This window comes from Spirochaetota bacterium, from assembly GCA_017999915.1.
In the GTDB taxonomy this organism is placed as follows: Bacteria; Spirochaetota; UBA4802; order UBA4802; family UBA5550; genus RBG-16-49-21.
The window spans coordinates 191,305-212,633 of the sequence record JAGNKX010000008.1; the positions used below are offsets into that span (position 1 = coordinate 191,305).

The window sequence follows — 21,329 nt, forward strand, 5'->3', positions numbered from 1 at the left end:
TTCCTGATAAAAAAACACCTCTTATCGGGCCGGTTCACCATTCATCCGCCTGCGCGGGCTGATAATTAAACACGCCCGGCGCGATAAAGTGTCACCCGGGCAAAAATTTTTTCCGAGTTTTTTGAAACTCTCACCGCTGCTTCGACCTTCGATGGTTCTGTTTTAAATGACGCGTTCTATTGCCGCGCCGCGAATTCCCGCTCCAGGGCCTCTTTGATCTTCCCGATATCCGGCGGCAGGGTGATGGGCCTGTTGGCGTACTTGCAATCCACGTCCGCCAGTGTCCCTTCGTGGTAGCCGACCTTGAACTCCGAGAACTTGAGGCCATGAGCAGTGGATATGACGATGGTGCGGTCCTTCTTCGAGAGCACCTGCTTGTCAATGAGCTTCATCAGCACCGCCAGGGCCACGCCGGTGTGGGGGCAGGAGTAGGTGCCGGTGCGGTCCGCCAGGGCCGCCGCGTTGGCCAGCTCGTCCTCGCTGGCCTGTTCCACCACGCCGTCGAACTCCTTCAGTGTCCGTATGGCCTTCTGTACCGACACCGGGTCGCCGATCTGGATGGCCGACGCCAGTGTCTTCTGCGGCGTGATCGCCTTGAAGTCCTTGAATCCGTTCAGATAGGAAAGATACAGCGGGTTCGCCTTCTGCGCCTGGGCCAGGACGATGCGCGGCTTCTTCGTGATGAGGCCCAGGTCGAGCATCATCCTGAAGCCGTTCCCCAGGGCCGAGACGTTCCCCAGGTTGCCGCCCGGGATGATCACCGCGTCCGGCACCTCCCAGTCGAACTGCTGGACCATCTCGATGGAGATGGTCTTCTGCCCCTCGATGCGGAGTGAGTTCATGGAGTTTGCCAGGTAGATGGTGTTGTCCTTCGTGATCTCGCGGACCACGCGCATGCACCCGTCGAAGTCCGTGTCCAGGGAGAGGACGATGGCGTTGTTCGCCATCGGCTGCACCAGCTGGGCCGTGGAGATCTTGTTCGCCGGGAGGAACACGATGGAGGGGATGCCGGCGTAGGCCGCGAAGGCTGCCAGGGCCGCGGAGGTGTCGCCGGTGGAGGCGCAGGCCACGGCCTTGATGTTCTTCCCGCGCTTCATCATGTCGTTCACCACGGACACGAGCACGGTCATGCCCAGGTCCTTGAAGGAGCCGGTGTGGCTGTTGCCGCACATCTTGATCCAGAGGTCGTCCATGCCGAGCATGGCGCCGAAGCGCTTGGCCCAGAACAGGTTGGTGTTCCCCTCGAACATCGACACGATGTTTTCGTTGTCGATCGACGGCACTACCCATTCCTTCTTGCTCCAGATGCCGCTTCCGAAGGGCCACTCGGTGGTGCCCCTCCTGCTGTCAAAGAGGCGCCGCCACTCGCGGCCGCTCTGCTTCGACAGCATGGCCAGGTCGTGGCTCACCTCCAGGAGGTTCCCGCATTTCCTGCACTCGTACACCACCTCGTCGAGGGGATACTCCTCGCCGCAGGCGATGCAGCGGAACACGGCCCGGTAGTCGCTCATTTCTGCTCTCCTCCGCTCAATTGACTTGTTGCAAAACTCCGTCCTTGGAGTTTTGCAACGTGGCGAAATCGCGGGAGACCCGCGATTTCTTGCATTCGCTGCGCGAATGCGCCTGCATCCAGCAGGCGCATTTGAGTTGTTTTGCAACAACTCAAATGGAATCCTCAACCCGTATCAGCATGACGCCGCCGTGGGTGAAGTTAAATTTTCTGATCTCCTCCAGGGCCCGCAGCATCCCCGCCTCCTCGGCCTCGTGGGTCATGAAGATGAGGGGCACGTGCTCGGCGTGGAGCTCCTTCTGGATCACGGAGGCGATGGATATGTCATGCTTGCCGAAGACCCCGGCAATCTGGGACAGGATGCCGGGCCGGTCGTCGGTCTGCATACGCAGGTAGTATCGGGACATCCGCTTCCCCGGCTCGATGAGGAGCGCGTGGCCGTCGGTCACCAGGGGCGATTGGTACGCCGCTCCCTGCTGGGCGATCTGGATGATGTCGGACAGCACGGCCGAGGCCGTGGGGGCCGCGCCGGCGCCCCTGCCGGTGAGGATCACGGGGTCGGTCATGTCGCAGTCGAACATGATGGAGTTGTATTCGTAGCGCACCGACGCCAGGTGGTGGCCCTCGGGGATCATGGTGGGCTGGACCCGTATGTCGATCTTACCGTCTATGTCCTTGGCGATTCCAAGGAGCTTTATCACGTAGCCCATGTCGCGGGCGTAGTCGATATCGGCCTTGCTGATCCGGGTTATCCCCTCGATGCGGATGTCCTTGTAGGATATGGCCTTGTTAAAGGCAATCATCGCGAGGAGGGCGATCTTGTGCCCGGCGTCGTATCCCTCGATATCGAAAGTCGGGTCCGCCTCGGCGAAGCCCTTTTCCTGGGCATCCTTCAGGGCGTCGGGGAAGGGCATGTTGTTCTCGCGCATCATGGTGAGGATGTAGTTGGTGGTGCCGTTCAGGATTCCCATGATGGAGCGCGCCCGGTTCCCCACCAGGCCGTGGCGCAGGGCCAGGATGCAGGGGATGCCGCCGCCGACGGCAGCCTCGAAGCCGATGCGGCCGGGGCCTGAGCGGGCAGCCTCGAAGATGGCCGCCCCTTCCTCCGCCAGGAGCTTCTTGTTGGCGGTGACCACGCCCTTGCCGTTCTTCAGCGACTCCATGATGATCGATTTGGCCGGCTCGATGCCGCCGATAAGCTCCACGACAATGTCGATCGATTTATCCTTCACGATCTCTTTCCAGTCGGAAAGGATGGCCGCGCCGGGGGCGGTTTTCTTCACATGGTCGGTCCTGACGTCGCAGATAGCCTTGACGGCGATATCAATGCCGCTGCGGCTTGCTATAACGCCTGCGTTTTTTTCGAGGAGTCGGTAGAGCCCGCCCCCCACGGTGCCGAAGCCTATGATTGCGATGTTCAGTTTCTTCATGGAGCAATTCCTGCATCTGGTGTCTGCCTGTGTCATAAACCGGGCGCGCTTTTTGTCAATAGATAATTTGCCCGACGATCGAAGGCGAGGATGCGCATCCTCGCCTTCGATCGTCGATTGCATAATCCCCATGTCCATGTTTTTTCTTGACAATCTCACGGCCGGGAATTAAATTAAACGAGTGTTTAAATCATAAGGCTGACCAGGACAACAATATGGGCGCGGGAAAAAAAGAAGACGATATTACAATGCGCGACAGGATTATCCGTGCCACCATCGAGTGCATCGAGAAGCATGGCCTTCATGATCTCACGGTGCGGCGCATAGCCAGAGAGGCCGGCGTCAACGTGGCTGCCATAAATTACTATTTCGGCTCCAAGGAGAAACTCGTTGACGAGGTGTTCCAGAAGACCATTTACACCGGTTTTGATGAGAACATCGACGATTTCCTCAAAGATTACAAGGAATCGCCCGATACCGCCCTGGAACAGTTTCTCCGCCACTTCATGGCCGGCGGCCTGCAGTATCCGAACCTTGTGAAGATCCATTTCTATGAAGCCTTCGTGAACAACAACTACAAGACCTTATCTGCAAAGGGCGTGAGCGCTTTCCTGGATAAGTTCGAGACGACCGTTAGTTCCTGCATGGACAAGAAAAAAGGGAACCAGTGCAAGATCGAGATGACCCAGTTCTGGTCAGCGGTCTTTTTCCCCATCGTGTTTCCCGGCCTCTTCCGCGACTACACGGGCGTTGACTTCAAGGACCAGGCCTGGCTGGAAATGTATATCAGAAGGCTGGTTAAGATGTATTTTTAGGATATCTCCTGATTGATCATCCATATCAATACTCTAGTCTTTTTACTTTTATCTATTTGTCATTCCAGACCCTGATTGCCGCGGTGAGAAAATCCCGGAAATTATACATTTTAATTGAGTTTTCTCCTCAACCCGAAATGCCGGGTTTCGTCGAAATGATAGTTATCTTGCTGATCTCTTATAGGCTTCTCTCTGTTTTTCTATAAGATAAATACATTTTTTCTTATTTTTTTCACTTCAGCACTTGACGTTTAAACACCTGTTTAATATATTAAAACTATAGTTTTAAACATTTGTTTTAAACTATAGTTTATGCTGATCAATGCCTGGCCCGGAAAGAATTATAATATGTGGAATCCGGTGCTTCAATAAGCAGGGTCACGGCACGATGTAAAATGGAAGAGGTGATCAAATGATACGCGGTATAGCTCTGGCTCTGATGCTGGTTTCGGGGATTTGCATCCCCGCTGCCGCCATGGCCCAACAGAATGAAGGTGATGACAAGAAGAAGAAAAAAGTCGCGGCCCTGAAGGAGCCGGAAAAAAAGAAAAACACCGAGCCCCAGGGCGTGGTCGGAAAGGAAAAGAAAAAGTACGGCGTCATCCCCTTCGGCTTTCCCTTCTACTCCCCGGACACCAGCGGCGCCCTGGCCTTTGCCCTGGTTTTTTATCATAACCCTGATCCCAAGGACCCGACGAGCAAGCTCGACGAGGTATCCATCGGCGGGACCTACACGCTGCGGAACCAGATGGCGCTGAAGCTCGATTCCACGGTCTATTTCCAGAAGGATAGATACAAACTCACCTTCAGCATAGCCGGCGCCAAGTATCCCCAGGATTTCTGGGGCGTCGGGCCTGACACTAAGGATTACATGAAGGAAAAATACACGCCGGTGAGCATTGACGGCCAGCCGGCGTTCCTCTTCAAGGTAGTCGACAACCTGTACATGGGCCCCATCTATCATGGGTCCTACGTGGAGACATGGTACAAGAAGAAGGGGAAGCTCCTTTCCACGTTCCATATCCCCGGCAGCGACGGCACAATCGCATCCGGATTCGGCGCCAACATCGTCTTCGACAACCGCGACAGCACCTTCTACCCGCACCGGGGCTTCTACCTGGACGCGCGGGTCATCGCGTACCGCCGTGAGTTCGGGAGCGAGTACAATTTCACCAGGCTTGAGCTGGACTTCCGGCCCTACGTGCAGCTCTACAAGGACCTGGTCCTCGGCTTTCAGCTGAGCGCGCGCCTGAACTGGGGCACCGTGCCCTTTATGCTGATGCCCCAGATCGGCGGCATGGAGAGGATGCGCGGCTACATGGACGGCCGGTACATGGACAAGGTCTGTCTCATCGGGCAGACGGAATTCCGCTTCCCCATCGTGTGGCGCATCGGCGGCGTCGTCTTCGGCTCCATCGGCACGGTGGCGCCGCGTCTTGACGAGATCAATCCATACTATTTTCGCTACGCCTGGGGCGGCGGGCTGCGCTTCACCGTGGACAAGGGAGAGCACATCAACTTCCGCTTCGATGTGGGCGTGGACGAGAACCTGGAGCCGAATTATTACTTTTTCATCAAGGAGGCCTTTTAAACCTCACCCGATTACCCTCCCCCCTGATGGGGGAGGGTTGGGAGGGGGAGATGTTATAGCAGGGGTACATTATGACACAGAAATCCATTATCATATCATTCATAACCATCGTCGCCTTCAGCGGCGTCGAGGCTGCGGCCATGACCGCGAAGGAGATCGTGGAGAAATCCGAGAAGGCGATGCGCGGCAATTCCCAGGTGGCCGTGTGCGAGATGACCATCAAGACGAGGCGGTGGACGCGCACCCTCAAGGTGAAGAACTGGGAGAACAGGATTATACGGAAATCCTTCACCGAGGTCCTGGCGCCGAAGGCCGACGCCGGCAACCGCTTCCTCATGGTCAACAGGGACCGTCTCATGTGGCAGTACAATCCCCGGGTGGGCAAGGAGATAAAGATCCATCCTTCCATGATGCTCCAGTCGTGGATGGGGTCCGATTTCACCAACGACGACATCGTGAAGGAATCGAGCATGATCGAGGACTACCATCACACCCTCGCCGGTACGAAAACCGTGGACGGCCACCGGTGCCACTGGATAACCATGAAGCCGAAGCAGGGCGCCGCGGTAGTGTGGGGGTCCCTCGTTTCCTACGCGAGAACGGCGGACTGCCTGCCGGTCCGCCTCGAGTACTACGACCAGCACGGGAAGCTGAAGAAGGTCCTTTCGTTCAGTAATTTCCGCGAGATGGGAGGGCGCGTCATTCCCGTCACCTACAGGATGACCACCATGAAGAAGCGCCGCGAAAGCGACGATGGCGACGTCGAGGAGTATACCCTCATGGAGATCAGGAATGCCTCCTTCGACATCCCCATCGACGACTCGGTCTTCACGATCCAGAACCTGAAGAGGAGATGACCGCCATGAAGGAACGGAACCGGTCCATCGAGATCCTCCTGGCGTGGCGCAACCTGTGGAAGAACAGGCGGCGCACCGTCCTCACGCTCCTCACCATCATGGTCGGGTCCTCGATGATCATCTTCATGAGGGCCTGGCAGGATGGCGGCCAGGGGCAGATGATCGAGGACGCCATCGCCCTGAACGCCGGCCATATCCAGATCCACGAGAAGGGCTTCTGGAAGGAGGAGTCGAGCATCGATTACGCCTTCAGGCCGGACGATGCGATGCTGGCAAAGCTCCGGGGAGACCGCGACATCCGCTGCTTCAGCAGGCGGATCCACGCCGCCGGTCTCTTCTCGAAAGGCGAGACCACCTTCGGCGCCGCCATCCAGGGGATCGAGCCTGCCCGGGAGACAGGGGTGAGCGTCCTCCACCGCTTTGTCATGAAGGGCGGCAGGTTCCTCGCCGACGGCGACGACCGGACCGTAGTCATGGGACACATCCTGGCCAAGAACCTGGGCGCTGAAGTGGGAGACACGGTTTCGATGATATCCCAGGGCTTCGACGGCTCCATCGCCTCGGAAAACTACACCGTGGCGGGGCTCTTCATGAGCGGCAGCCCCGACTATGACCGCTCCCTGGTGCTCATGCCCTTCGATCAGGCCCGGGACACCTTCAAGATGATGGGCTACATCAATGCCATCGCCATCCGACTGGCGGACCCGTCGCGCATGGAAGCGGTGAGGGACCGTCTCCGCGGCTCCATCGGCACGCGGAAGCTCGAGATCATGGGCTGGGACGAGCTTATGCCGGAGCTGGTGCAGCACACCGCCATTGACCGGGCCATGGCCGGGGTATTTTACTTCATACTGTTCACGGTGGTATCCTTCGGGGTGCTGAACACGATACAGATGTCCGTGTACGAGCGGACCCGGGAGCTCGGCGTAATGCTCGCCATCGGCACGTCGCCCGGGCGTCTCCTCCGCATGGTCCTGTGGGAGTCGGCCCTCATCGCGGCCATGGGGATCGTCCTGGGCGCGGCCCTGGGGTCGGCGGTGAGCTGGTACTTCACGGTGAACCCGATCGTGTATTCCGATCACCAGGAGGGGATGACCGCCATGGGCGTGGTGACGAACGTGTTCCCGGCAAAGCTGGGATGGGTCAATGTTTTGACAACGTCGGCGGCCATGTTCGTCCTGGCCCTGGTCTTCACCGTAATGCCGGCGCGCCGGGCAGCGGCGCTGAAACCCATCGACGCCATTCGGCACCTGTAAGGACGGGAGACCATTGAATACCATGAGAAAAGGACAGACCGATGAAATACATTAAAGCACTTACCGCGCTGAAGCCTTTCATGATGATGGGATGGCGGAACCTGTGGCGCCAGAAGCGCCGCTCCCTCATCGTCATGTCATCGATAGCAATAGGCATTTTCGCCATGGTCCTGGCCGTGGGATTCATGAACGGCGTTATGCGGCAGCTCGTGGAGAACACCATTAACACGTCGCTGGGCCATGTGGCCGTGCATCGGAAGGGATTCCATGATTCCATGAAGGTCGAGCTCTGTTTTCCGCCGGAGCGCGCGGTCCTCGACGCCGTAAGAAAAAACCCGGCGGTCCTATCCTGGGCGCCCCGGGTCAAGGTTCAGGGCATGGCGCGGTCCGGCGAAACGGCCCGGAGCGTCATGATAGTGGGGATCGATCCCGCGGCTGAGCGGAAAACGACGAGCCTCTACTCCTACATGGAGAAGACGGGCGGGAGCTCCTTCATCGAAGATCCGTCGGAGGAGGGGGTCCTCATCTCGCGGTCCCTGGCGGAGGTCCTTGACTGCAACCTCGGCGACAGGCTGGTGCTCATGATGCAGGACCGCAGGGGCGGTATCGCCGGCGTCGGCCTCACGGTGACCGGGTTCTTCCGGTCTCCCTCGGACGACTTCGACCGCCACACCGTGTTCGTTGGGATCCGCCGCCTCCAGGAGATCGCGGGCCTGGACGATGCCGTATCAGAGATCATGATCATCGGCCGGGACCGGGACGGCGCCGACGACATGAAAGGCGGTATAGCCGCCGCCATCGGCCGCCCCGACCTCGAGGTGCTCTCGTGGAAGGACATGGCGCCGAGCCTGGTGAGCGCCCTGGAACTTCAGGACATGATGATCATGATCTTCATGGCCATCATCTTCATCACCATCATCTTTTCCGTGGCCAACACGCTCATCATGTCGATCATGGAGCGGTTCCACGAGCTGGGCGTGATGAAGTGCGTGGGCACGCGGCCCGGGCAGATCGTCTTCATGGTCCTGTTCGAGGCCGGGAGCCTGGGCCTCGCGGGCCTGGCAACCGGGATCGCCGCGTCCCTTCCCCTGGTGCTGGTCCTGGGACAGACCGGGCTGGACCTTTCCTTTGTCGCCGATTCCCTGCGCGCCTGGGGAGCGGGAAGCACCATCTACCCGGTGGTGCGCCTGAAGGACATCGTGATCGCCGCGGTCATGGTCTTCGCCACGGCACTGGGGGCGTCGCTCTACCCGGCCCTGAAGGCGGCGCGCATAAAACCGCTGGAGGCGCTGCATTTTATATGATTCTCTGTTAGCCCCCCAACCCCCCAGAGGGGGGCTTATTTAGATAAATGAAGAGGTATCACATATGAGCATAATATCAATATCAAACCTTGTAAAGGACTACGAATCTAACGGACTTACGGTCCGCGCTCTCCGGGGCGTGGAGTGCTCCGTCGAGAGCGGTGAGTTCACGGCCATCGCCGGCCCGTCCGGATCCGGGAAGACGACCCTGCTGAATATCATCGGCGGCCTTGACTTGCCCACGAGCGGCGGGGTCACCGTGGCAGGGAGCGACCTGACGGCGATGTCGGCCCGGGAGCTTTCCGATATGAGGCTCCTCAGGATCGGCTTCATCTTCCAGGCCTACAACCTTATCCCGGTCCTAACGGCCATTGAGAACGTGGAGTACATACTGCTCCTCCAGGGCGTCGGCCGGGAGGAGCGCCGCGGCCGCGCCGCCCGGGTCCTCGATGATGTGGGCCTCTCCGGCGAGATGAACCGCCTGCCGCGGGAGCTCTCCGGCGGGCAGCAGCAGCGAGTGGCAGTGGCACGGGCCATCGTGTCAGAGCCGGCCATTGTTCTGGCGGACGAACCCACGGCGAACCTTGACCAGAAGACCGGCGCGGGCCTCCTTGACCTGATGCACGGCCTGAACCGGGAGAAGGGGATCACCTTCATCTTCTCGACCCATGACCGGATGGTGATGGAGCGTGCGGAGAGGCTGGTCAGCATCACCGACGGTACGATAACGTCAGATGTCCGAAAAAAGGGGAAGCGGAGATGACACCCTGGTACAGGGCAATAGTTATCGGTATCATTGCCCTGTCCATGACAGCCGGGACCTTCTTTAGCGGGTTGGATACCGTCCAGGGGCCTCTTTTTGCTCTGACCCCTGCCCATGATACCGGCGCTGACCCGGCGTCGGCCGGGGTCAGAGCCTCTAATGACGAAAATGCCATCGAGGAGAGCACAAAACCGCGCTTCAAGTTCGGGGGCACGGTAAAGAACCTGTACCAGTTCCACCGCACCGATAACTATCTGGGCTCTGACCCACTGTCCCGGGGATCGAAAAATCTCTCCGCGGATATGACACGGCTGCGGCTTTCGCCGGAATTCACCTACCGTGAAGCCCTGACAGCCAGGGTTGACCTGGATAATGAGCTGATCGCGAGCAATTACGGCAGGAGCCGCGACTTCACATCGGCCTGGCGCCAGTCGCAGTACAATGACCTGCTCACCCTCGCCTGGGAGCCCTACCGGGGCAAAGATCTCTATTGCCGAATTAAAGCGCATCGCGCCACGGTGAAGGCTGCGGCCGGGTGGTTTGCTCTGACCCTGGGGCGGCAGCAGATCCGCTTCGGAAGCGGGAAGCTCTGGAACCCACTGGACATCCTCAACCCGGTGTCACCGACATTTGTGGAGGGAGGCGACGAGCAGAAGGGGACCGATGCGGTGAAGCTCGATTTCTATCCGAACGACAAGACCGAGATCACCGCCGTTGCGGATTTGAAGAAGAGCGGCAATGAGATCGAGCATTTCAACCTCCGGGACTGCAACTACCTGGCCCGGGTGAAAACGTCGGCCGGTGAAGCGGACATCGCAGTCATGGGAGGGTATGTATCCCGCCGCGGCATCGTCGGTTTCGACGTGGCGGCCATTCTCTTCGACGGCATGGTCCGGGCCAGCGCCGCAGCCTCGATCCATGACCGGCGGAAGGTCTTTTTTCAGGCCAACGGCGGGTATGAGTACACCTTCAAGAACGGCCTGTTCTTCCTCGTGGAATATTTCTATAACCAGAGGGGGCTCAATTATGACAGGGACCTCAAGGCGGCTTCGATCGCCTACGGCATGGGCGCCCTGGACCGGATGAGTGCCAGGGACAGGATCCGTCAGGCCACAACGCTCGGCGACGGATATTCCACCGCTGCGCTGGCCTATGACGAGATGAGACGGCGCAGGGGACAGCCGATGGAAGGCTACGGCGCCAAAAGCATCAAGGCCTCAATCAGATCATACAGCTATCTGAACCGGGGCCAGAGGACCTACCTCGAGCTGGCGAACGAGCCCCTCACTGTGAACCAGCATTACGCGGCAGTGGCCCTCGGCTATGACTTCCATCCCCTGGTGAGGGGCGAACTCTTTGTCATCGGCGACATCCAGGGACGGGGCATTTTCTTCGGTCCCACATTGAAGATAAACGCCTATGAGAACCTCGATTTCACTGTGGGCATGATGGGAGCTGTCATATTCAACAACAGGGCGTCTGATTTTTCCGAGTTCCGGAAGCACTATCTGTATTATGCATCGGGAACCTACGTTTTTTAATGTAATTAAAGGATTCATGCTGCTTCCTGTCAGGGCTTTCCCTGGCACTCGTTAAAAGCAGCCATAAGAATCCCCTCAGCTATTTATTCTTGACTTTTTTATTCGGTCCCTTTCTAGTAATGCATACTGTTATTAGCGTTAAAATTGGAGGGGACCATGAAACGACTGGCATGCGTGGCTTTTGTATTGCTCCTGGCGGCGGGACTCTGCTGCAAGAAAGAACAGAAGGTCGAGCGTGAGGGTATCGTGAATTTCATCACCGGCACGGTCTCGATCGTTGACGGCGGGAAAAAGGCGCCGGCCAGGGTGGGCGACACGGTGAAGAAAGGCATGAAAATCGAAACAGGCGATAAATCATCCATCGATATATATTTTGATGAGAATGCCATTAAGATAATGGAAAACAGCGTTGTCGAGATTACCGAACTTGTCGTTAACACGCAGGATGAATCGGAGAAAACGCAGGTCCGCATAACCAATGGAAAGGTCTTTTCCAAGGTGGCGAAGAAGCTCGCCAGAAACGACCAGTTCCAGGTCAGCACTCCCACGACAACGGCGGGCGTGCGCGGCACCGAGTTCCTGGTTACGGAGGATAAGGGAAAGGGCCTGGTAGCTTGCCTGAACGGGACCGTTGTCGTTAAGAACGAGGCTTCGCCTGCCAAGGGAACGGTTGAGGTGGCTGATAATAAAGAGGTAACCGTCGAGAAAGACAAGGACATGGTCGTCAAGGACCTGTCAGCGGAAAACCGGAGGCTCATGGAGGATATCTCCAGGAACTTCCAGGATATGAAGAAGGATATCCGCGAGCGCTTTGAAAAGAAGCGCGAGGAGATCCGGAAAGCCGTGCAGGACCAGCGCCAGAAGAATAAAGAATCTGTGGAGCGGCAAAAGGCGATAGACAAGGAAAACGTTGAAAATCAGAAGGCCCGCGACAAGGAAAACGTGGATCGGCTGAAGGTCATCTCCGATAAAACCGGGTCCGAGGCGAAGGAAGGGGTCAGCCGGCAGCAGGAAGAGTCCCGGAGTAAGATCGAGGGCGTGAAGCCCGAGATCAAGAAGTTCAAGGGATCGGTGAAATAACCAGGGGTTTAAACCCCTGGTTAACACTGTCACTCCAGTATTTCCTTAATTTTCCGAGACAGCTCCTCGGCGGAATAGGGTTTCTGCACAAAGCCGCGGATCCCCTTTTCCCGGGAGGAGGCCAGAAGCTCGTCCTCCATGAATCCGGATGTGAGGAGCGCCCTGATGGCCGGATTAACGAGTTTCATCTTTTCATAGGCTTCCAGTCCCGAGATTCCCGGCATTGAAAGATCGAGGATGACCGCGTCGATGCGCCTGTATTCCTTCTTGTAGATATCAATGGCTGTGGCTCCGGTTTTTGCGGTCAACACCCGGTATCCGAACTGCTCGAGCATCCCCGACGCTACGCGGAGGATCGCCTCTTCATCATCCACCACCAGGATGAGGCCCTTGCCGGGGACGATGGCTTCTTCCTTCTCGTCGGGAATATCCGCCGTTCCTTCTCTCGCCCGGGGGATGTACACGGTGAAGGTGGAGCCGATGCCGGGTTCCGAGAAAACGTCTATGAAGCCATGGTGCTGCTTGATGATACCGTAGGCCATCGCCAGGCCCAGTCCCGTGCCCGAATCCTTCTGCTTCGTGGTGAAGAAGGGCTCGAACATTCGCTTCTTCGTTTCGGGTTCCATGCCCACGCCCGTGTCGCACACCTGGATCATCGCGTAGTCGGTGTTCTGCCGCGCGTCCGGATGGACCGCGAGGAAATCCTTCCCGCTCCGGAACGGCTTCGCCACGACAAGGAGCGTTCCGCCCTGGCGGTCTTCTGCCGGCCTCATGATGGTCATGGCCTGGGAGGCGTTGAGGCAGAGGTTGATAAGGACCTGCTCTATCTGTGTCGAATCCGCGAGGATCCGTAATTCCCCCTCGCTCATCTGGAAGTCGAGTTTTACGGATTTCGGGAAACTCCCGGAGCATATGTTCAGCACGTTGGCAAGGGACTTGTTGATGTCCACCGGCGCAAGGCGAAGTTCCTTTTTGCGCGACAGGGTGAGAAGGCGCCGGGTGAGGTCCGCCGCGCGCCGGGACGAATCGTGGGCCGTCTCGATATAATTCATGATGGCATCCCTCTGCCTGATTTCCTCTTTTTTCAGGAGAAGGCTTATCAGGTCAAGGCTCCCCATGATGCCGCCCAGCATGTTGTTGAAGTCGTGGGCAAGGCCGCCGGCCAGGGTCCCCACGGCCTCCATCTTCTGGGCCTGGATCAGCTGGTTCTGCATGCGCTCCCGCTCGACTTCCGCCTCTTTCCTGTCGTTGATGTCGGTGAGGATCCCGGTGATTCCCTCGAATTGTCCGTTCGACATGATGGGACTGCTGAAGCTCATGACCCACCGCTCCCGGCCAGATTTGCTAATGACACGGTATTCCAGGGGGAGGCGTATGTTGTTCGACAGCTCTTTGAAACGGGTGGTCAATGTGGGAATGTCGTCGGGGTGTATGAATGAAAGGAAATTTTTCCCAGCCAATTCGGCCGGCGTATACTCGCACAGGCGCGTTATGGCGTGGCTGATATAGGTGAACGACCCATTGGCGTCAAGGGAGAAAATGACCTCGTTGATGTTTTCGATAAGGTTGCGGTATTTCTCCTCGCTCACCCGCAGCGCCTCCTCCATGTCCACCTGCATGGTGATATCGGTGCAAAAACCCTCGATCCCGACCGGAGCGCCCCCTTCATCGTGGAGGATAACGTTGCGCTGCTCGATCCACCGAATCTCGCCTGACTTGTGGATGATGGGATATCTGATCACATCGGCGGGAGCTCCCTTTAAAAGATCCCTCCAGTATGATTGCAGGGTGTTCTTCCATTCGACCGGTATAAGTTTTTTGAACAGATTGCCGGCTGTCCTGGTTTCATCCAGGGTGTAGCCTGTCAGGTCAACGGAGCCGGGGCTGGCGAATTCCATCTCGTTCGTCTTGAGGGAAAACCGGAATATGACCGCCGGGGCGTTCTCTACGAGGCGCCTGATGAAGGTTTCCTTGGCGCTCAGCTCCCGCTCCGACCGTATCAGCTCCTCGTTCTGCGCCTCGAATTCCTCGTTGGTGGCCTGCAGTTCTTCCATGGCGGCTTCGAGCTCCTCCAGCGTGGCTGCCTGTTCGTCCTTTGCAAGCCGGTCGTTGCGGAGTGACTTGTCCAGGCTTGCTATCAGGTATCCGATGGAAAGCCCTATGCTGAGGGAGATAAGGCTCAGCATGGTGATGAATATGGCCCACGTTGTTATGCCATCCCGGTGAACCGAAGCCCATGCCGGGTTCGTGTCGTCAATAATGAAGAACAAGCCCAGGAGCAGCAGCGCGTTAAAAATCGTCGCCCCGAGGGCTGCCCGTGACCCGAAGAAAATAGCCGTCATGGAGATGCACAGGATCATCCATGCGACCCTGGCGTAATTCGGCCCCAGGTATATTAAAAAGGAGGTGGTCATGACATAGAGAATGACAATCCAGATTATGCTGCGTATATGGTATCCGAGGGAGGGCAGCAGAATTCTGATGAGGAACGCGGTCCATATGACAATATCCATGACGACAAGAAAATACAGTTTCTGCTCGACGTAGGAGGGGAAAAAGAAGATGGAGGTAATGGGAAAGATGACAACGAAGAACAATGCGAGTACATCGATCAATCTGTTCCTCAGGCTGGCCAGGTCCATGGGGCCTTCGAAGACCTGCTTGAATCGTTCTAGCATAGCGTTCCCCCCGTGGTACCGGCTATGGTCGTATCCGCACAAAGCTGGAGCTGGCTCTCCGCCGGTCGTCCCTGAAATCGATATGTCATCTGTTGCCGAGACGTGTTATAGTTACCCGATATAACACGCTCCATGGTCTGTTTTTGTTTCATTGATGGTATTGGAACCAATTGTAAAATGAATTCTGATGAAAGGCAACCACATTTCGGAAAAATTCATTGATTGATTTGTTAATGGGCTGTATAGTGATTGACGCGACAGAGAGATGACCGCAATTGTCATAACTCGCGGCAGGAGGCGCGCCCAGGCAGCATGAAAAACATCGGATTCATATCGACCCGCATTTCCGGAACCGACGGCGTGAGTCACGAGATCGAGAAGTGGGCTCTGACCCTCGAGCGGAACGGTTTTTCATGCTTTTACTGCGCCGGCGAGGCGGACAGGCCGCCGGAGCGGTGCATGATCATCGATGAGGCGCACTTCAAGCACCCCGACGCAACGGCGATTAACAGGGATGTCTTCGGAAAAAGTACCCGCTCGAGCGAGACGACACGGCTGGTCCACGCCATGGCGGCCCATCTCAAGCAGGAGATCGGGCGTTTCGTCCGTGACTTCGGCATCGACTGCATCATCGCCGAGAACGTCCTGGCCATCCCGATGAATATCCCCCTGGGCGTTGCCGTGACGGAGCTCATCGCGGAGACCGGTATCGCCACTGTCGCCCACCATCACGATTTCGCCTGGGAGCGCGAGCGGTTCCTGGTCAACGCCGCCGGCGATTTCATCCAGATGAGCTTTCCCCCGGCGCTGCCCTCGGTCCGTCATGTGGTCATTAATTCCCTGGCCCAGGTGTCACTTTCCCACCGCCGCGGCGTGACGAGCACGGTCATCCCCAATACCTTCGATTACGCCAATCCTCCCGCTCCGGCCGACCCGTCGGTGACCATGAGCCTCCGGAAGGAGATCGGCCTGGGGAGGGATGAGCTTTTCGTGCTCCAGCCGACCAGGGTCGTTCCGCGGAAATGCATCGAGCGTTCCATTGACCTGGTGAGCAGGCTCCGGGGAAGCGGCCGGCGTCTCGTCATCTCTCACCCTTCGGGTGATGAGGGAGACGAATATGAGAGCAGGCTCAGGGAATACGCGGACATGCGGGAGGTGGAGCTGATATTCATCGATCGCCTCGTGTCGCCGGGACGTTCCGCGTCGAAGGACCGGCCCTATGCCATCGGCGACGTGTACCAGGCAGCCGATCTGGTGACCTATCCTTCCTCCTATGAAGGGTTCGGGAACGCCTTCCTGGAGACCGTGTACTTCAAAAAGCCCATAGTGATGAACCGCTACCCGGTCTTCATCGCCGACATCGAGCCGAAGGGCTTCGACCTCTGTCTCATCGACGGCTTCATCACTGGCGGCACCGTCAGCGAAGTTGAAGGAATACTCGCTGATGCAGGAATCCGCGGCCCCATGGCCGACACGAACTACCGCGTGGCGCGGGAGCACTTTTCCTTCGAGAAGCTGGAGGAGCTCCTGACGGGCGTGATGCGCACCCTTTAGACTTCGATTTCGCGGCAGATGATCATTGTTGAGTCTTCTTCTTCAGGGCTTACCCGGTAGAGGACGCCGTTACCGTTTGCAATGAGGCTCCGGGCCTGGAGGAAGTTCCGGAACTCCGATTTCACCCCGCACACCTTGACGATGACCGCGCCCGAAAGGGCGGCCCCCCGCACGTACAGGTCATTGTCGCGCTTGAATTTTTCCTCGATCGATTCCTCCTTGCGCGGCGAGAACACCGGCGAGAAGACGATGCGCGCGCCGTTGTCGCGCATGAAATGGAAGCCGTCATCATCAAATACGTCCGCGCAGATGATAACGCCGAAGGTGACGCCGTATGCCTCGAAGACCCGGTATGGTCCGCCCGGCGCGATCTTCGCCTTTTCAGGGGCGTAAAGGTTCTTCTTGCGGTAGCTTCCCAGGAGACGTCCTTCCTGGAACACGAAGGTCGTGTTGTAGATGACTCCATCGGCGAGCTCCGGCATGGTCCCGCCGATCACCACCGTTGAGAGCTCCCGGGAAAGGGTTTTAATGCGCTGCAGCTGGCGCGCCTGGTTGTGCGGCGTCTGCACCTGTGTGCCCAGGCTCGTGTTCACGAAAAAGTATTCAGGGAAACAGACGAAGTGCGGCCTGAAGCGCCGCATCATATCCGCCTCGTCATGGGTGACGGGCACGCCCAGCTGTTTCTGGCAGAGGATTACACGGAAATTCATGGATGCATTATTATCATGATGATCCGGGCGGGCAATCTTTTTTTTGGGAAGGCTGGGTGGTTATGTAAGGGGGCTCTGACCCCCCTCATTTATTATACGGCTTTACTGATAAAGTATTTGATTTTTGACGCGCCAAATTATCATGGGGACCCATGGATAAGTATATTTTCTGCCTGGAAGACAATTTAAAGACCATGACGCGGCAGCAGTTCCGGGATTTTATCCTTCGCGAGGCGACCCCCGCTGTCATGAAGCATAATCCGGCTAACTGCAAGGTGACCATCTCTGCGGTTCAACAGCCATCGATAACGATTCTTCCTTTAAAGCGTAATGGCTTCGCGATGTTTTCCGTGACCGGGATCGACCGCGAGGTTGTGTTTGATGAATTGAAATCCTGTCTGAATCCCGGCCGTTTGCTATATGGATATGCCGTTCATGAGTCCCCCTATCTTCTTTCGGGCAGGACCTGGAATCCAGGCAGCGAATCCCCGGGCCTCATTCTTCTTACCATGTTCCGGAAGAAGAAAAACCAGCCGCGGGAGACCTTCATGCGCATATGGTTCGGGGAGCATTCGCCGATGTCGATCGTGATTCATCCGCTGATTAATTATATACGAAACGTCGTTACCGGCTATATAACGGAGGACACTCCCCGGGTCGATGGAATCGTGGAAGAGCATTTCGGTTCTGACAGGGATTTGCTTAACCCGGTCAGGATGTTCGGCGGCGTCAAAAAAGCGCTTCCCTCGATGCTCCGCATTCAGCGCCATGTTTCCGGCTTTATCGACCTGTCGAACATACGGAATTATATCTGCAGGGAGTATCTTATCAAGGGGGAGCTGGCCGCGTGCAATAGGGAAATGAGGGATGATGATATTGTTACTTCTGAACCGATAGGGATCGTCAATAGGTAAAGGCCATGGCGTTCCTGCTCCTTCAATTTCTGCCCATTCTTGTTTTTATCGTTGTTGATACGATTATCGAAAATACCGTCATCTCCATCATCTCCGCAGTGGTCTGCACCGTCATCCAGGCGGGGATCACCTTTTTCATGACAGGTGAATTCGATTATTTCATGCTCGCCGACGTGGCCCTCATCGCGGTCATGGGGGGAGTTTCGCTCATCACGAAGGATGAGCGTTTCTTCAAAGTGAAACCCGCCGTGATCGAGGGCCTGTGCGTTCCCTTTATCCTTTATTTTATGTTCGCCCCGGCCAGGTTCATCATGAGCTATTTCGGCAGGTACATGCCCCCGGGCCGGGCCCTTGTGCCGGAGGCGATTCCCCTGCTGAAAACGACGCTTCTCATCACCGCGGCATACATGGCGCTTCACATCCTCGCCATTCTTTATACCGCTTTTTACTCCGATAAAAAGACCTGGGCCTTCGTCTCCGGCCCGGGATTTTATTTTCTCTTTATCCCGATCATGGCCTGGGTGCTTTTCAAGCGAATAAGGGCGGGCCGACGGCCGAAGAGCGGGGCTCCGCCGGGAATAGATACGATGTCTTGATGTCAAGAAGTGCATGTTGAGGGGTACAGAGACTGGGTAGAGCCATTTCTGAGTTTATGGAGGTCAATTCATTGCCTGGATCTCATTTTTTTGCTGGTCATCATTGGTGAAATGCTTCAAAATCATACAGCAGTTATTGTTGATGATCAATTATATAGATAAATAAGGTGATGAAATGAACGAAATACGTTTTGATGGACGGGTGGCAATTGTAACCGGCGCTGGCACAGGCATGGGCAGACAATATGCCCTGGACCTGGCGTCACGGGGAGCAATGGTTGTAGTCAATGATTGCGGTTGTGACCGCCATGGAGAAGGATCCTCGGAGTCTGTCGCTAACCGTGTCGCTGACGAAATACGGTTATTGGGCGGAAAGGCCGTGGCCGTTTTCGGCGATGTCTCGGATGCTTCAACCGGGAAAGCACTTGTTGAAACCGCGTTGGATACATTCGGAAGTGTTGACATACTGGTAAATAACGCCGGGATCATCCTTGACCATTCGTTCCTCAAAACAACCGAAAGTGAATGGGACAGGATAGTTGGCGTACACCTGAAAGGGGCTTTCCTTGTAACCCAACCAGCTTTCAGCGTGATGCGTGAGCGCGGATACGGTCGTATCATCATGACAACCTCGGGAGCTGGCCTGTATGGTAATTTCGGGCAGGCCAATTACGGAGCGGCAAAGATGGGATTGATCGGGCTCATGAATGTTCTGGAACTGGAGGGAAACAGGTACAATATTTGCATCAATGCGATAGCCCCCCTGGCCACAACGCGTATGACGGCGGACCTCATCCAGGGAAAGTTCGCGGAGCTGATGAAGCCATCCTGCGTTACGGCCCTGGGTTTGTATCTTGTTTCGGAAGAAAACAATCAAACCGGCTGTATTTATAATGCCGCCGGAGGATGGTACAGCAGGACTGAGATAATCTGCGGTAGCGGAACAATCATTGGGGATGGAACCGGTCCGGTCAGTCCGGAGGATGTGAAAAAAAATTTTGGGAAAATTAATTCACTTAAAGGCGGTAAACCCCTTAGCTGCCTGCAGGATAGTTTTTTATTTGTAGACCCTGTATTCAAATAAGGTTGCACATTTACTATTCATCATTCATCTTCTGGCTTCTGCCGTTCCTGGTCTGGATCGGACCGTTTTTTTTATCTTTCAAATCAGCCAACAATGATTCGTTCCGCTTAATGGTGCGGGATTAAAACCCCTTTCTGTCGAACGGCATGGGCCCAATCCGGATGATGAAATATTGACTTTGGTTCTGCCAGTAATGCAACTCAAACCTCTGATTGATAGGCACTTGTTGACAAGCGGTGCATCCGAAGAGGGAGTATACGAGGGGGAAGGCCGGTAAGCCTTCCTTCTCGCTATATATGGGCTGGGACCCCTCTGCCCATATTTCTGCTTGCCTTTTATCATTAATACCGGTATTATTAGATAGAACCGGGGTGAAATAATAAATCACGGTGCATTTCTTCAGCGGGAGGCGCTATGTCGGGAAAAATATTCTACAGGGAACGCCGCAATGTCCAGGACGGAGACCACCACGCCAGGTTTACGGTGGTCGCGGTATCCGGAGCTGATGTCAGGTTTACAGTTCAGCATTTCAGGTTGAGTGAGCTGGAATGGATAGCGGGAAAGGTGGATGCCGAGCTCCACCTCCTTGTAACCGAGCCGGGAGTGAAAAAGCACGGCCTGGGAGGGGCCAAAAAAGCGAAACAGGCCGCGTCGAAAAAAGCCAAGAGCAAAAAACATTAACAGGGGGCCCCATGGCACTGATCAGGGAGAAGGACGGAATGCGCCTGCACGTGAAGAGCAGGCTCATGGGGGAGAGCCTTGTGAGCAATTCTTTTTTCGAGACCCTCGAAGTGGCGCCGCAGCAGCGCCTCTTTCCCGACGTGAGCATCCTCAAGATAGGCGGCCAGTCTATCACCGACAGGGGCAAGAAGGCCCTTGATTCGATAATCGCGGAGATCGCCGAGAACAAGCCGCGCCACAAGATGCTCATCACCACGGGCGGCGGCACCAGGAGCAGGCACATCTATTCCATCGGCATCGAGCTCGGCATGCCGACCGGCATCATGGGCAAGTTCGGCAGCGCCATCTCGGAGCAGAACGCCCTTCTCGTATCCACGCTCCTCGCCCGGGACGGAGGCATCAAGGTCGATCAGAAGCAGATCCTCGAGCTCTCCATGTTCTATGAACAGGGGTCCCTTCCCGTCATGGCGGCCATGCCGCCCTACGACTATTTTTCCATGCCGTCAAAGAATGCGCGCATCCCGATGCACCGTACCGATTCGGGAACGCTCATCATCGCCGACCTCATAGGGGCCAAGCAATGCATCTTCGTGAAGGACGAAAACGGGCTCTACACCAATGATCCGAAGAAGGACCCCGATGCCGTCTTCATACCTGAGATCAGCGTGTCCGAGCTCATCGGGCGCAACCTGGACGACATGGTGATCGAGCGCCCCTGCCTGGAGATCATTCAGAACAGCGAGGTCATCGACAGGATCCAGATCATCAACGGCATGGTCCCCGGCAATATCACGAAGGCGCTCAACGGCGAGCACGTGGGCACGATAATACATTCCGATAAGCAGAAAAGCGGTGGGTCATAAGTTCACCATATTAACAGAGAAAAGTACTTCTGATAATTAAGCCATCAAAACGTCCACCCGCAGGGTGGACACTGATGGGTGATTGTTGTCTGAGCCCTCACA

18 protein-coding genes are annotated in these 21,329 nt (G+C 56.5%); 14 read left to right on the forward strand and 4 right to left on the reverse strand.

All coding sequences use genetic code 11. From position 1 onward, the window contains the following. Positions 1-176 precede the first annotated feature (176 nt). Both thrC and KA369_13365 read right to left on the reverse strand, forming a co-directional pair. On the reverse strand, positions 177-1,511 hold the full coding sequence (thrC, locus tag KA369_13360) for a threonine synthase (protein ID MBP7736959.1): 1,335 nt from the start codon (positions 1,509-1,511) through the stop codon (positions 177-179). A 151-nt stretch (positions 1,512-1,662) separates the two neighbouring features. After that, positions 1,663-2,940 carry a homoserine dehydrogenase gene (locus KA369_13365; GenBank protein ID MBP7736960.1) on the reverse strand — a complete coding sequence of 426 codons (1,278 nt, stop codon included), beginning with the start codon at positions 2,938-2,940 and terminating at the stop codon, positions 1,663-1,665. Between the two features lie 215 nt (positions 2,941-3,155). Between KA369_13365 and KA369_13370 the strand changes: the two genes are divergently transcribed. From KA369_13370 to KA369_13405, 8 genes are all read left to right on the forward strand, one after another. Then, positions 3,156-3,755 carry a TetR/AcrR family transcriptional regulator gene (locus KA369_13370; protein MBP7736961.1) on the forward strand — a complete coding sequence of 200 codons (600 nt, stop codon included), beginning with the start codon at positions 3,156-3,158 and terminating at the stop codon, positions 3,753-3,755. Between the two features lie 412 nt (positions 3,756-4,167). Continuing rightward, positions 4,168-5,346, forward strand: a complete 1,179-nt coding sequence (locus KA369_13375; GenBank protein MBP7736962.1) for a BamA/TamA family outer membrane protein — start codon at positions 4,168-4,170, stop codon at positions 5,344-5,346. A gap of 71 nt (positions 5,347-5,417) precedes the next feature. Further along, positions 5,418-6,203 (forward strand): outer membrane lipoprotein-sorting protein, encoded by a 786-nt coding sequence (locus KA369_13380; GenBank protein MBP7736963.1) that lies wholly within the window; start codon positions 5,418-5,420, stop codon positions 6,201-6,203. Between the two features lie 5 nt (positions 6,204-6,208). Further along, positions 6,209-7,459, forward strand: a complete 1,251-nt coding sequence (locus KA369_13385; GenBank protein ID MBP7736964.1) for an ABC transporter permease — start codon at positions 6,209-6,211, stop codon at positions 7,457-7,459. A gap of 41 nt (positions 7,460-7,500) precedes the next feature. Then, positions 7,501-8,763 (forward strand): ABC transporter permease, encoded by a 1,263-nt coding sequence (locus tag KA369_13390; GenBank protein MBP7736965.1) that lies wholly within the window; start codon positions 7,501-7,503, stop codon positions 8,761-8,763. Between the two features lie 64 nt (positions 8,764-8,827). Then, positions 8,828-9,526 (forward strand): ABC transporter ATP-binding protein, encoded by a 699-nt coding sequence (locus KA369_13395; protein MBP7736966.1) that lies wholly within the window; start codon positions 8,828-8,830, stop codon positions 9,524-9,526. Beyond that, a complete protein-coding gene (locus KA369_13400; GenBank protein MBP7736967.1) occupies positions 9,523-11,067 on the forward strand; it encodes a hypothetical protein in 1,545 nt (514 codons plus the stop codon). Before KA369_13395 ends, KA369_13400 begins: the two co-directional genes overlap by 4 nt. A 156-nt stretch (positions 11,068-11,223) precedes the next feature. Further along, on the forward strand, positions 11,224-12,147 hold the full coding sequence (locus KA369_13405) for a FecR domain-containing protein (GenBank protein ID MBP7736968.1): 924 nt from the start codon (positions 11,224-11,226) through the stop codon (positions 12,145-12,147). A 29-nt stretch (positions 12,148-12,176) separates the two neighbouring features. On the opposite strand, the gene KA369_13410 is transcribed toward KA369_13405, so the two are convergent. Next, complete coding sequence (locus tag KA369_13410) at positions 12,177-14,825, reverse strand: PAS domain S-box protein (GenBank protein ID MBP7736969.1); 2,649 nt, start codon at positions 14,823-14,825, stop codon at positions 12,177-12,179. Positions 14,826-15,137: 312 nt separating this feature from the next. On the opposite strand from KA369_13410, the gene KA369_13415 reads away from it, so the two are divergent. Further along, on the forward strand, positions 15,138-16,379 hold the full coding sequence (locus KA369_13415; protein MBP7736970.1) for a glycosyltransferase family 4 protein: 1,242 nt from the start codon (positions 15,138-15,140) through the stop codon (positions 16,377-16,379). Here KA369_13415 and KA369_13420 read toward each other — a convergent pair. Then, entirely contained in the window at positions 16,376-17,089 is a 714-nt protein-coding gene (locus tag KA369_13420) for a carbon-nitrogen hydrolase family protein (GenBank protein ID MBP7736971.1), read from the reverse strand. The two genes, KA369_13415 and KA369_13420, sit on opposite strands and share 4 nt — an antisense overlap. A 152-nt stretch (positions 17,090-17,241) precedes the next feature. On the opposite strand from KA369_13420, the gene KA369_13425 reads away from it, so the two are divergent. The 5 genes from KA369_13425 to KA369_13445 all read left to right on the forward strand — a co-directional run bounded on the left by KA369_13425 (position 17,242) and on the right by KA369_13445 (position 21,227). After that, a complete protein-coding gene (locus tag KA369_13425; protein MBP7736972.1) occupies positions 17,242-18,003 on the forward strand; it encodes a hypothetical protein in 762 nt (253 codons plus the stop codon). Positions 18,004-18,008: 5 nt separating this feature from the next. After that, complete coding sequence (locus tag KA369_13430; GenBank protein MBP7736973.1) at positions 18,009-18,599, forward strand: septation protein IspZ; 591 nt, start codon at positions 18,009-18,011, stop codon at positions 18,597-18,599. Positions 18,600-18,774: 175 nt separating this feature from the next. After that, positions 18,775-19,683, forward strand: a complete 909-nt coding sequence (locus tag KA369_13435) for an SDR family NAD(P)-dependent oxidoreductase (protein ID MBP7736974.1) — start codon at positions 18,775-18,777, stop codon at positions 19,681-19,683. A gap of 414 nt (positions 19,684-20,097) precedes the next feature. After that, positions 20,098-20,364, forward strand: a complete 267-nt coding sequence (locus tag KA369_13440; GenBank protein ID MBP7736975.1) for a hypothetical protein — start codon at positions 20,098-20,100, stop codon at positions 20,362-20,364. An 11-nt stretch (positions 20,365-20,375) separates the two neighbouring features. Further along, a complete protein-coding gene (locus KA369_13445) occupies positions 20,376-21,227 on the forward strand; it encodes a uridine kinase (GenBank protein ID MBP7736976.1) in 852 nt (283 codons plus the stop codon). Positions 21,228-21,329 lie beyond the last annotated feature (102 nt).

Excerpts from the sequence above, each read along its gene's own strand:
- KA369_13380 (MBP7736963.1), top strand. The coding sequence starts at position 5,418 with ATGACACAGAAATCCATTATCATATCATTCATAACCATCGTCGCCTTC.
- KA369_13445 (MBP7736976.1), top strand. The coding sequence starts at position 20,376 with ATGGCACTGATCAGGGAGAAGGACGGAATGCGCCTGCACGTGAAGAGC.
- KA369_13395 (MBP7736966.1), top strand. The coding sequence starts at position 8,828 with ATGAGCATAATATCAATATCAAACCTTGTAAAGGACTACGAATCTAAC.
- KA369_13365 (MBP7736960.1), bottom strand. The coding sequence starts at position 2,940 with ATGAAGAAACTGAACATCGCAATCATAGGCTTCGGCACCGTGGGGGGC.
- KA369_13375 (MBP7736962.1), top strand. The coding sequence starts at position 4,168 with ATGATACGCGGTATAGCTCTGGCTCTGATGCTGGTTTCGGGGATTTGC.
- KA369_13415 (MBP7736970.1), top strand. The coding sequence starts at position 15,138 with ATGAAAAACATCGGATTCATATCGACCCGCATTTCCGGAACCGACGGC.
- thrC (MBP7736959.1), bottom strand. The coding sequence starts at position 1,511 with ATGAGCGACTACCGGGCCGTGTTCCGCTGCATCGCCTGCGGCGAGGAG.
- KA369_13405 (MBP7736968.1), top strand. The coding sequence starts at position 11,224 with ATGAAACGACTGGCATGCGTGGCTTTTGTATTGCTCCTGGCGGCGGGA.
- KA369_13430 (MBP7736973.1), top strand. The coding sequence starts at position 18,009 with ATGGCGTTCCTGCTCCTTCAATTTCTGCCCATTCTTGTTTTTATCGTT.
- KA369_13420 (MBP7736971.1), bottom strand. The coding sequence starts at position 17,089 with ATGAATTTCCGTGTAATCCTCTGCCAGAAACAGCTGGGCGTGCCCGTC.
- KA369_13435 (MBP7736974.1), top strand. The coding sequence starts at position 18,775 with ATGAACGAAATACGTTTTGATGGACGGGTGGCAATTGTAACCGGCGCT.
- KA369_13440 (MBP7736975.1), top strand. The coding sequence starts at position 20,098 with ATGTCGGGAAAAATATTCTACAGGGAACGCCGCAATGTCCAGGACGGA.
- KA369_13385 (MBP7736964.1), top strand. The coding sequence starts at position 6,209 with ATGAAGGAACGGAACCGGTCCATCGAGATCCTCCTGGCGTGGCGCAAC.
- KA369_13410 (MBP7736969.1), bottom strand. The coding sequence starts at position 14,825 with ATGCTAGAACGATTCAAGCAGGTCTTCGAAGGCCCCATGGACCTGGCC.
- KA369_13425 (MBP7736972.1), top strand. The coding sequence starts at position 17,242 with ATGGATAAGTATATTTTCTGCCTGGAAGACAATTTAAAGACCATGACG.
- KA369_13370 (MBP7736961.1), top strand. The coding sequence starts at position 3,156 with ATGGGCGCGGGAAAAAAAGAAGACGATATTACAATGCGCGACAGGATT.
- KA369_13400 (MBP7736967.1), top strand. The coding sequence starts at position 9,523 with ATGACACCCTGGTACAGGGCAATAGTTATCGGTATCATTGCCCTGTCC.
- KA369_13390 (MBP7736965.1), top strand. The coding sequence starts at position 7,501 with ATGAAATACATTAAAGCACTTACCGCGCTGAAGCCTTTCATGATGATG.